This window comes from Xenorhabdus sp. BG5 (assembly GCF_015163665.1).
Taxonomy (GTDB): domain Bacteria; phylum Pseudomonadota; class Gammaproteobacteria; order Enterobacterales; family Enterobacteriaceae; genus Xenorhabdus.
This window is the reverse complement of record NZ_JADEUG010000015.1, coordinates 12,218-23,886: the sequence shown is the minus strand read 5'-3', so window position 1 is coordinate 23,886 and position 11,669 is coordinate 12,218. Positions and strand designations below refer to the sequence as shown.

The following is an 11,669-nucleotide window of genomic DNA, read 5'->3' as shown; positions in this document are numbered from 1 at the left end:
CAGATATCGCCAGTATGAACAGTCCTAACTAGTTCGGCAATGAAGGCCTCTTAAACTAAAGCGGTTTTATAGGCAGAATTGCCTGAGTTGGATAAGTTTTCACGTCACGAAATCAGCGCCCTTGTGGGTATCAGCAGCGGCAGGAGTTGACTTGGTCAAACTGGATCAGTGGTTCGCCAGTTCGAAAACCTGCCACTGTTGCGGTTACAAAAATACGTCATATCGACGGTTGCGGCCTGAGAAGTGGGAAGCTTCGCCGTTTACGGCGGGGAACAGTCACGCAGGTTACGCTTTCATAATCTTGTTCAACCATGGCACCATAAAGGCCATAATCACGGCGACAATCAGCGTGGCAATCCCAATTTTACCAAAAACACCAGTATAAATTGGCAGGGTTTGCAGTGGATTCGTCACGCCTTCTGGTGCGGCAGTAAAGGTTGCTACATAACTCCCCAATACTGATGCTGTGGCTTGTGACAGAAACCACATGCCCAGGATAAAACCAGTCAGGTAGCTAGGAACAAACGTTGCCACCATTGCTAATCCCAATGCACTGATCATTAACTCCCCGATGCTCTGGAACAGATACACCAGTACGATAAACCATGGGGATGTAATACCATTCTCATCGGCAAATAAACCAGAAGCAGCGGCGGTCAGGAAGCCCAGGGAGCACAAGAACATGCCGAAGGTGAATTTTGTTGGCATGGAAAAATCTTTACCTTTGTTACCCAGTTTGGTGTAAACCACGGCCAAGACAGGGCTGGCGACGATGATCCAGAATGGATTCAGTGCTTGAAAACTGATGGGATTGACATTAAAACCCAGAATCTGGTGGTGAACATTATTGATGGCGAAGAAGTTGAGGGAAGTTGGCATCTGGTTATACAGGATAAAGAACACGATCGCCTGAAGCATCAGAATAAATGCCACAAACATTTTATTGCGGCCGACTCTGTCCTGTTTGAATGCCTGCCAGAAGAAAATCATCACAACAATGGTTGAGATCGCCATGAGGACAATATTGGCAATTTTGATGTTGTGCAATAACCATGCACAGATACCAACCATAGCTACTGCACCTACCAAGACCAAAAACAAGGTGGCATAGTTCAAAGGGGCATGGTCTGGCTCCGAACCGATATTATGTACCATACGACGGCAGGCGATATAAACCAGCAGAGCAATAATCAGACCGATACCGCAGATATTATAGGTGACTGCATAACCATATTTTTCGGCAATAACGGGGGCAAGAGAGAGGGAAACCAGAGAGCCAAGATTGATGGACATATAGAAAAGCGTAAATGCACCATCCAAACGTGGATCTTGCGGCGGGTAACATTTTGCCAGCAGGCTGGCAGGGTTGGCTTTGAAAAGACCATTACCGACAGCGACGGTTCCCAAGGCATAAAAAATCAGTTCAGGATTTATGATGGAAAGGCCAATCATAAAGTAGCCTATTGCCAGTATGATAGCGCCCAAAACAATGGTTCGTTTTGTCCCCAGTAAGTGATCACCAACATAACCGCCGATGGAAATCAGGCCGTAGACCAGCGCAGTAAATGCACCAAAAGTGATAAATGATTGTGCTTCTGAAAAACCGAGCTGTTGAACGAAGTAAACAGCCAAAATGCCTTGAACACCGTAGTAGCCAAATCGTTCCCACAGTTCTACAAAAAATATCATGAAGAAAGGTTTGGGTTGATCCCATAAACCGATCGGAGCGGTTTTACTCATAGTGATGCCTCTGTTTGCTATCATTAGATGGGCAGTACACTCAGATAAAAATATATTCAGATAATTATACTGTTGTTAACATATTTGTAACTTAAATGTATCGCGTAAGTTATGCTTTTGTTGATTTATTCAAAGTGATCGTAAAGCGAGGGAGGTTAATATACTGGTATGGTATCTTCTCGATGGTTGATCACACTAACGAAAAAAAGTAATACCAGATCTGGCAGAATATTCACTAAATTAATATCAAAAATTGTTAATAAGTGGATTTTATGCTCGCAAATAAATCAATTTGACTGCCATTTAATCTCTGACGTTTGTTATTTGTTTAAACGAGGTAGATGAAATAAAATAGGTATGAAATGAAATCATTTTTATCTATATATGAAATTTTTATTATGTATTTTGACGTGAGATTGAGGATTTTTAGACTGAATTTTTAGGTTGCTATTCAGCGATAAGTCTATTAAATATCAATTAAAAAGAGATTAATAAGAATTTAGAGATGAAGGCTCTTTATTAAGGAACCTTCATGTTAGGAGGCTGTGTTGAGAATATTTCTGTTTTAATGTGCTTTTTTTAAACAGCGGCTGCCATGTTTTTATCCATCACTGGATGAAAATTACGTTTAAAGTAAATAAGACCATGACCTTCTTCACGAACAATAATCTGTTTTATTTCTACCAGATATACATAGTGAGTACCGACTTCCTGTACTTGCTTAATACATCCCTCTAAATTGGCGAGTGTTCCTTGTAGCAAGGGTTGTCCCAGTATCCCCGTTTTCCAGATATCCCAATTAAAGCGCTCTTCCATACTGATACCTGTCATGCCAGCGAAATGGCGTGCCATCAATTCCTGTTCATGATTCAGGATATTGACACACAGATGGCTATTTTCCTGAAATACTGGATTCATGGCGCTATTGCGATTAATACATACCATCAGAGTCGGAGGCGTATCTGTCACAGAGCACACCGCCGTCGCAGTCATACCGCAGCGTCCCGCAGGACCATCCGTGGTGATGATATTCACCGCAGCGGAAAGGCTTGCCATCGCATCCCTGAAACGCAAGCGATGTTTATTTTCTACAGACATAATAGGCCTCCTCTGCTACTGATTTATTTCAGCAGCTTATCTAACAAGTTAATATCACAGTTATTGTGTAAGTGGGGACGGGTCCAACCATTCACATCATAGTCAGAGAGACAGCGATCGACCAATTCCATCATTTTCTTCATATTGCCGGAGCCATAGGCATGACGCAGACATTGCAGGCGAATTTCGTCCTGACTGCCGGCATAATTGATTTCGTATAATTCATGGCGACCACCGAACTCACTGCCAATGGCATCCCACATTAATTTCAAGATCTTGATTCGTTCCACATGATCAATACCATTAGAGCCACGGACATATTTTTCAAGATACTTATTGATCTCAGGATTATTCATGTCACGCACACTGGATGGCAAATAAATCAAGCCGCTGGTGACATTGCTTTCAATAATATTCTTGATTTTTGTGTAAGCTATGGGCGCCATCACGCGATAAGTCTGAATCGCTTGCGTATCAGGCAGGTAAGCGCCATTTTCCCACGGCTTGGCTTCTGCCCACATCGCATCTGTCAGTGACCAGAACAGATTGCGCCATGCAACAACTTCACCCAAATCGGCCTGAACACCGCGGAATTCCACCACGCCAGTACATTCAAGGCTTTTTTGCAACAATGCCGTAATGAAATCGAGCTTAACAGCAAGGCGTATACAGGCCTGCATGGGGAACAGCCGCGCAAAACCACTTTGCACCGCCCAATGACGGGCACGATCAAAATCGCGATAAATTAACACGTTTTCCCACGGAATTAATACCTTATCCATGACCAGAATGGCATCATTTTCATCAAACCGACTGGAAAGGGGATAATCAAAAGGTGAGCCAGTAGCACCAGCCACCAATTCATAAGAGGCGCGGGAGATTAATTTCACGCCATCGGCATCCATTGGTGCAACAAACATGAGGGCAAAATCAGGGTTATCTCCCATAACTTGCGCAGAGCCAAAACCGATAAAATTATAGTGAGTCAGGGCTGAATTGGTTGCGACGACTTTGGCGCCACTGACAATAATTCCAGCATCTGTCTCTTTTTCTATCTTGATAAAAACATCTTTGACCTGATCTGCGGGTTTATGGCGATCAATCGGTGGATTAACAATCGCATGATTGAAATAGAGGCAACTTTCCTGAATGCGCTTATACCAGAGACGGGCATTGTCAGCGAATTGTCCATAATATTCAGGATAGGCGCCCAATGAGCAGCAGAATGCCGCTTTATAATCGGGTGAACGCCCCATCCAGCCATAATTTAGGCGTGACCATTCGGCAATGGCATCGCGCTGCTGGCGGATATCATCAGCGCTGGTGGCGAAACGGAAGAATTTGTGCGTGTAGCCACCACTTCCGGTATCGGTATCCCAACAGAGTACATCGTGGGTTTCCGGGGCATGCAGGGCATCATACAGTTGACCAATTGAAGCAGCCGAATTGCGGAAAGCCGGATGTGTTGTGACATCTTTGACCCGTTCACCATAGATGTAAATTTCGCGGCTATCCTGAAGTGAATTCAGGTATTCTTTACTGGTAAATGGGCGTTTATGATCAGCACGCAAATTTTCTAGTCTCATAGTAATCTCATGCTCCAAAAATCCCCTTATTTTGATTTGTTATCCATATGAGGGAATGGTTGTTAATTTTATGTTTATTTCACTATTTGATTGAAGCGACTAAACGGCTCCTCTTGAAGAGACTTTCGGAGGATTTACTGGTACTTTTCGATAAAAGCAGAGAATTTGTTGCGTAAATGTGACCGACTTTGTGTTTTAGTAATTATTATTTTCTGCATGATTACGCAGTCCTGAAAAACTCAAACATGTCCACCTGAATTTCTCTCCCGCCAAACACTGGGTGAGTACCCCACCAACCGATTAAAAAATCGGGTAAAGTAAGCGGGATCTTTAAATCCAAGCTGATACGCTATCTCAAATACGGGGCTATCACTAAACAGTAATAACCGCTTTGCTTCCCGCAGTAATCGGTCAAAGATCAGTTTTTTTGGTGGCCGATTGGCAAAGCGTCGGCACATATCCTTTAGGCGCGATTCCGTAATTCCCAATTTTTCTGCATATTCTGGCACGGCAAGATGTTGGTGATAGTATTGATCAATCAATTGGTTAAAGCGCTGAAACAGTTTCAACTCTCCTCTGACTCCACCGGAATGATGATCGTCAAGGGGAATACTACGCAGCAAAAAGGTAAACAGAGATTGAGCCAGGAAAGTCAGCGATTGTTCTCGTCCGGTAAATTGGTTGGCAGACTCACGTCCAATCAGTGCCCAATAATGGTTGAATGTTTCCAATTCATCGTATTTTTCCGCGACGGAAAGACAAATAGCCGGAATGTCAACCCGTTCTCGGTGGATGGGATAAAGCGAACTGAGTAAGGGGGTAATCAGCTCCTGACGGACGGTCAGTACATAACCATCCGTATCTTCCTGCGTAAAAAAAGCATGAGGAACGGAAGGTGGAGTCAGGATAAACAGAGGGGCTTGTACGGAATAATGCTGTGCATCTAATTGCAGTTCGATCCGTCCTGTCACCAGATAATGAAGTTGGAAAAAACTGTCATGGCGATGCGCCTGCATATTACGCCCAAAAAATGCCGCCATGCGACCGAAAGTTTGATAGTGAACATCATCCGATCCCTGAGTTTCATCATAGTCCTTACTGATATCGATATTGGTGATGATGGATTTATTGGCTTTGAACGCATTGGATACAGTCATTGATTTCCTCCTGTATCTTATTGTTGGCTAAGGTATATCAATAGTTGTTCGTTACTTACGAGTTGCCTGTGGCCGTAAATGCTGCATCGGGATCAGAAAAACAATTAATGCACCGACGATCAGTAATCCGGCTACGAAATAAAGCCCAGCATTAAAATTACCTGTTTGATCTTTTAACCAGCCGATCAGCAGGGGACTGACGGCAGATCCCACATTACCAGTAGCATTGATCACGGCGATCCCCACTGCACGGGCACGCAAGCTAATCGATTGATCTGGCGTTGTCCAGAATACCGCCATAGCTGTAAACGATCCGGTGGAAGCCATAACGATCCCCAGCAGTTGCACCATGCTGTTATCCGTCAATGAAGTTAAAATCCAGCCTGCGGCAGCAAATAGATAAGGCAAGGCAGTGTGCATTTTGCGTTCTTGCAGACGGTCTGAGCGGCGGCTCCAGTAAACCATACCTAAAATCGTGCAGAATTGTGGAATGGCAGTCAAAATGCCGATCATCACATGGCTGCTGCCCTGATTGAAACTCTGCATAATCTGTGGCGTCCAGATATTAATAGCACTTAAGGTGTTGGTCAGGCAGAAATAAGCGCAGGTGTACATCAAGACAATCGGGGTAAAAACCTCATGCCACAAGCGGGTTTTTTGTGGTTGCATCTGCTCATTGGACTGGGTCGTAGAAAGTTTATCGTTTTCTATCATCTCTTGAAGGCATTGCTTATCTTCACGAGTCAGCCATTTAGCCTTTTCGGGGGAATCATCCAGATAAAACCAGACAACAAAACCAAGCAAAACAGAAGGGAAACCTTCCAGCAAAAACAACCATTGCCAACCGCGCAAATCCCAGATGCCATCCATTGCCAAAATATAACCGGAAATGAGTGAACCAAACGCCATTGTTACGGGCATAGCAATCATAAACAGCGCATTGGCACGTGCGCGATAATAGGCCGGAAACCAATAAGTCAGGTAAACCAAAATACCCGGCAAAAAGCCTGCTTCCGCAATCCCCACCAGCATACGCAAGATATACAGGCTCGTGGGACCCGTGGCAAACATTGTGGCGGTGGAAGCGATCCCCCATAACACCATAATGGTAGCGATCCAGCGACGAGCTCCCACAATGCTCAACATCACATTGCTGGGAATGCCGAAAATAACGTAAGTGGCGTAAAACAGCGTAGCGGCCAAACCAAACATGGTGGATGTTAAACCGAGATCTTTTCCCATCGTCAAACCCGCAAATCCAATATTGATACGATCCAGAAAAGAGAAAACGAACAGGACAAAGAGAAAGAGGATCAGGCGCCGGAATAATTTATTGATGACACTTTGCTGTTGAGCGGTCAGCTTTTTAGGTTGATGGGGTGGATTTTCGGATTTTGGTATCGTGTCAGGTGAAATGTTCATCGGTGTTTCCTTGTTTTGTTAGTGGTTTGATTTTCCTTCGGCTGGAGATTTGAAATTTATTGGCTATATGTGGTTGTTTACACAGAGATTAGGAACTTCAATTGCTATGGCTGGTGTCGCGATCAACATCAGCCATTCTGGAGCATTGTTTTTTGTCGATGATTGACTGATTATTTGCCGAAACGCTTTGCCAAGGCATTGGCTGCTCCGGTTAATAGGATGGTATCAACCCCTACGGCAACAAACAGCGCACCCAAATTAAGATAATGTTTAGCTACATCGACATTGGTCATCAAAATACCAGCAGCCTTGCCGGAAGACAGGATCTGAACAATGGCTTGTTCGATGGCAGCCTGAACTTCAGGATGTTGCGGGTTACCGAGGTGTCCCATATCTGCACTGAGATCGGCAGGGCCAATAAACACGCCATCAACACCTTCGACAGCCGCTATCTCCGGTAGGTTTTGCAGGGCCTCACGGGTTTCTACCTGTACTAATACACCTATTTCGTCATTAGCACGGGACAGATAGTCAGGAATGCGGTTCCAGCGAGAAGCGCGTGCCAGGGCACTGCCTACGCCACGAATGCCTGCGGGGGGATAGCGAGTCGCCCTGACAGCTTCACGCGCTTGCGCCGCATTTTGAATCATCGGGAACAATAATGTTTGTGCACCAATATCCAGCAACTGTTTGACGATCACCGGATCATTCCATGCCGGACGAACAACAGGCTGGCTTGAGTAAGGGGCGATCCCCTGTAATTGGGCAAGAATAGTGGAAATATCATTGGGAGCATGTTCACCATCAATCAACAACCAATCAAACCCCGTTCCTGCCAGTATTTCCGCGCTATACCCGCTGCATAGCCCAAGCCATAATCCGATTTGTGGACGCCCTGCTTTCAGGGCATGTTTAAATTTATTTGTTAGCTGATCCATGGTGTTACCTCGATAGACTTAAACAAAATGACAGCTAATTGAACCTAACACGCCATAATCCACATGAAAGGTATCACCTTTACGTGCAGGAACAGGACGGGTAAAAGATCCAGCCAGAATAATCTGGCCTGCTTCTAGTTGAACACCATGCGGTGCCAGTTTATTGGCAAGCCATGCCACACCATTGCCGGGATGATTGAGAACCGCTGCGGCGACGCCGGATTCTTCAATTACGCCATTGCGGTAGAGCAGCGCACTGACCCAGCGCAGATCCAATGCATCTGGCTTAATCGGCCGCCCTCCAATAATCACACCACCATTGGCGGCATTGTCAGAAATCGTATCGAATACCTTGCGTGGACGTTGGGTTTCGGGATCGATGTTGTGGCAACGGGCATCAATGAGTTCCAGTGCGGGAACGACGTAATCTGTTGCGTTATACACATCAAACAGCGTACAGTTCGGGCCTCGCAGGGGTTTTGCCAACACAAAGGCCAGTTCAACTTCAATGCGGGGCACAATAAAGCGTTCGCAAGGAATGTCACCGCCGTCCTGAAAAAACATATCATCCAGCAAGGCACCATAATCCGGTTCATTAATCTGTGAACTGGCTTGCATGGCCTTGGATGTCAGGCCAATCTTATGTCCCTTGAGAATTCGGCCTTCCCTGATTTTTAAATCTACCCATTCACGTTGAATGGCGTAAGCATCCTCAATCGTTATCTCTGGATAATCCAGTGAGATTTGTCGGATTTGATCACGGCTTTGCTCTGCCTGATGTAAACGGCGTGCGACTCGTGATACGATTTCTTGCTGTAGCATAGGGGTTAAGCTCCTTTCGCTTCCAACCCTCCAAAACAGAGGTATTTCACTTCCAGATAATCCTCAATACCGTAACGTGACCCCTCACGCCCCAGCCCCGATTGCTTAATGCCGCCAAATGGTGCGACTTCGTTGGAAATCAAACCTTCGTTGATACCTACCATGCCACTTTCCAGCGCTTCTGCCACACGGTAAATTCGGCCAATGTCACGGGAATAGAAATAAGCAGCCAGGCCAAATTCAGTGCTGTTAGCAATACGGATGGCCTCTTCTTCATCACGGAATTTGAACAGTGGTGCCAGCGGGCCGAAGGTTTCTTCGTGGGCAACTAACATAGATTCGGTCACATTTGCCAGCACTGTTGGCTCAAAGAACAACCCACCCAGCGCGTGGGGTTTTCCTCCCGCCAGCAGGTGCGCACCGTTGGAAACCGCGTCACGGATATGCGTTCGTACTTTTTCTACTGCCGCTTGATTAATCAATGGGCCTTGCTGTGATGTGCTATCCGTGGCTGGCCCAACACGTAGCTGTTTCACCGCATTAGTCAGACGTTCTGCAAAAGCCTCATAAATCCCTTCCTGTACCAGAATACGGTTGGCACAAACACAGGTTTGGCCGCTATTACGGAATTTCGCCGCCATGGCGCCCTCTACCGCAGCATCAAGATCGGCATCATCAAACACGATGAAAGGGGCATTGCCACCCAGTTCGAGGGAGAGTTTTTTCACAGTATCGGCGCTTTGTGCCATCAATAACTTGCCGACCCGCGTAGAGCCGGTGAACGAAAGTTTGCGCACGATAGGACTTGAGGTCAGTACTTCACCAATCGCTTTGGCATCCATTCCCGTGACGATATTGAAAACGCCAGCCGGAATGCCCGCCTGTTCCGCCAGAACGACTAAGGCCAGCGCAGAAAGGGGGGTTTCAGCAGCGGGTTTCAGGACAACTGTACATCCCGCCGCCAGCGCTGGTGCAACTTTACGGGTGATCATCGCATTGGGGAAATTCCACGGTGTAATGGCTGCAACGACACCAATCGGTTGTTTGATCGTAGCGAGACGGCGGCCCGGCATGGGGGACGGTAATGTTTCGCCATAAGTACGTTTGCTTTCTTCTGCGAACCATTCGATAAAACTGGCACCGTAAGCAATTTCCCCCATTGCTTCGGTGTGAGATTTACCTTGTTCCGTGCTCAGTATTTTTGCTAAGGCGGTTTGGTTTTCCATCACCAGATGGAACCATTGCTTGAGCTTTTGGCTACGTTGTTTTGCTGTCAGTGACCGCCATGCAGGAAGGGCATTCTGGGCGGCTTCTATGGCAAACTGTGTCTCTTTGGCTCCCAGATCACTGACATCGGCAATGATTTTACCATTGGCAGGGTTAATGACTTCAAAAGTCGCTTTATTTTCCGCGTCAACCCATTGACCGTTGATATAAGACTGGTGACGCAGCAATGTTGTATCCAGATGATCTGTCATAGTTTCCTCTCAATAAATAAAGGCGAATAAATTTAGTGTGCTCCAATTATATCCCTCATCTTGCAAGCCATAACTTTGTTGACCGCGATTTGACATAACATTGGAGTGCTCTGTCGCCGTTACTCTTTTGCTTTAAACAGGCTATGAACGTTATTGGATTTATAATTCAGCACCGGATCAAGTTCTTCCATCGTGAAAGAGAGACCCAGATAACGCCGTGCTATCAATTCACTGAAATGCGCCTTGATTAAGCCAAACAGCATTTCTCCGACTTTTTGCCGATCTTCAAGGCTGCGTCCGGCACCAATTTTCAGTGTCATATGAACGAAGGCATAATCTTGCTTACCATCCGCCATTTGCCAGGTATCCAACCAAATGGCACGGCTGCGGATACCACCCAGCGGAAAAATGCCCGTATCTGCCAGCGTCTGGTTCACTTTGGCAAATAATTCCGGCAACTTGGCTTCTTCACGGATATTTTCAGTACACTCAGCGTAAAAATGTGGCACGGTTTTCTCCTGTCAGGCATCAGTTTTATTTTGATTAACAATATCATCCGGCAGCGGGAAAACCGCGTTAACCTGTCCGGTCCCTGAACTGGCGAATAATTCCGTCAAAAATTCAACCTTACCGTCATACTTGTCCCATCCGAGCAAACCCAGCAGCATCACGGTATCATGCATGTTGCCTTCTCCGCGACAATATTGCGCATATTCCGGCAGCATTTTGCAGAACTCCCCGAACTTGCCTTCTTTCCAAAGCTGCACGACCCGGCGATCCATCTGCTCATCGAACTCACGGGTATAGCTGTTCATGCCCTCTTCGGCACGTTGATCGTCAATGAAACTGTGTGACAGCGAACCGCTTGCCAGCACCGCAACCGTACCATCGTATTTCTCAATTGCCCGTAAAATCGCTGCTCCCAGTTTGCGGCTGTCTTCAAACGCATGGACAGTACAAAAGGCCGAAATTGAAATTACCTTGAAATGGCGGTCGCTGTTCATATAACGCATGGGGACCAGCGTGCCATATTCCAGTTTCAGGCTTGGGATCTCGTGTGATTGGGCACGAACACCCATCTGGCGTGCTTCTTGTGCAATCACCCTGCCTAATTCCGGGTTGCCGTCATACTCATAGGTCATATCGCGGATAAAATGTGGCAACTCATTACTGGTATAGATGCCGGAAAAATGGTCGGAACAGTTAATATGGTAGGCGCTGTTAACCAGCCAGTGTGTGTCGAAGACAATAATTGTATCAACATCCATCTCACGGCAGCGCCGGCTGATCTCTTTGTGTCCATCAATAGCGCTTTGGCGGCAACCATGATGCTTACCTGGTAATTCAGACAGGTACATAGAAGGGACATGTGTAATTTTCGCTGCTAACGCTAACTTTCCCATAAACCCTCACTTGGTATCAGGATGG

The 11,669-nt window shown here is 46.2% G+C and carries 10 protein-coding genes and 1 pseudogene; 1 reads left to right on the top strand and 10 read right to left on the bottom strand.

All coding sequences use genetic code 11. The features are described 5' to 3' along the window. Positions 1 to 142: 142 nt before the first annotated feature. A pseudogene (locus IQ209_RS18290) lies at positions 143 to 385 on the top strand (hypothetical protein); the annotation flags it as partial. Here the strand turns inward: IQ209_RS18290 and dtpB are convergent. The 10 genes from dtpB to hpaD all read right to left on the bottom strand — a co-directional run bounded on the left by dtpB (position 286) and on the right by hpaD (position 11,644). After that, complete coding sequence (gene dtpB / locus IQ209_RS09625; protein ID WP_193851096.1) at positions 286 to 1,740, bottom strand: dipeptide/tripeptide permease DtpB; 1,455 nt, start codon at positions 1,738 to 1,740, stop codon at positions 286 to 288. The pseudogene IQ209_RS18290 and the gene dtpB sit on opposite strands and share 100 nt — an antisense overlap. A gap of 579 nt (positions 1,741 to 2,319) precedes the next feature. Further along, entirely contained in the window at positions 2,320 to 2,838 is a 519-nt protein-coding gene (gene hpaC / locus IQ209_RS09620; protein WP_193851095.1) for a 4-hydroxyphenylacetate 3-monooxygenase, reductase component, read from the bottom strand. Positions 2,839 to 2,861: 23 nt separating this feature from the next. Next, a complete protein-coding gene (gene hpaB / locus IQ209_RS09615) occupies positions 2,862 to 4,424 on the bottom strand; it encodes a 4-hydroxyphenylacetate 3-monooxygenase, oxygenase component (protein ID WP_193851094.1) in 1,563 nt (520 codons plus the stop codon). Positions 4,425 to 4,663: 239 nt separating this feature from the next. After that, complete coding sequence (hpaA, locus tag IQ209_RS09610) at positions 4,664 to 5,581, bottom strand: 4-hydroxyphenylacetate catabolism regulatory protein HpaA (RefSeq protein WP_193851093.1); 918 nt, start codon at positions 5,579 to 5,581, stop codon at positions 4,664 to 4,666. Positions 5,582 to 5,632: 51 nt separating this feature from the next. Further along, positions 5,633 to 7,003, bottom strand: coding sequence for a 4-hydroxyphenylacetate permease (gene hpaX / locus IQ209_RS09605; protein ID WP_193851092.1), 1,371 nt, complete (start codon positions 7,001 to 7,003; stop codon positions 5,633 to 5,635). Positions 7,004 to 7,173: 170 nt separating this feature from the next. Then, positions 7,174 to 7,941, bottom strand: a complete 768-nt coding sequence (gene hpaI / locus IQ209_RS09600) for a 4-hydroxy-2-oxoheptanedioate aldolase (RefSeq protein ID WP_193851091.1) — start codon at positions 7,939 to 7,941, stop codon at positions 7,174 to 7,176. Positions 7,942 to 7,959: 18 nt separating this feature from the next. After that, complete coding sequence (gene hpaH, locus IQ209_RS09595) at positions 7,960 to 8,763, bottom strand: 2-oxo-hept-4-ene-1,7-dioate hydratase (RefSeq protein WP_193851090.1); 804 nt, start codon at positions 8,761 to 8,763, stop codon at positions 7,960 to 7,962. A 5-nt stretch (positions 8,764 to 8,768) separates the two neighbouring features. After that, a complete protein-coding gene (locus tag IQ209_RS09590) occupies positions 8,769 to 10,241 on the bottom strand; it encodes an NAD-dependent succinate-semialdehyde dehydrogenase (protein WP_193851089.1) in 1,473 nt (490 codons plus the stop codon). 119 nt (positions 10,242 to 10,360) lie between these two features. Continuing rightward, positions 10,361 to 10,750: a 5-carboxymethyl-2-hydroxymuconate Delta-isomerase gene (locus IQ209_RS09585; protein WP_193851088.1), complete on the bottom strand. Its 390-nt coding sequence runs from the start codon at positions 10,748 to 10,750 to the stop codon at positions 10,361 to 10,363. Positions 10,751 to 10,762: 12 nt separating this feature from the next. Beyond that, positions 10,763 to 11,644: a 3,4-dihydroxyphenylacetate 2,3-dioxygenase gene (hpaD, locus tag IQ209_RS09580; protein ID WP_193851087.1), complete on the bottom strand. Its 882-nt coding sequence runs from the start codon at positions 11,642 to 11,644 to the stop codon at positions 10,763 to 10,765. Between the last annotated feature and the right edge of the window lie 25 nt (positions 11,645 to 11,669).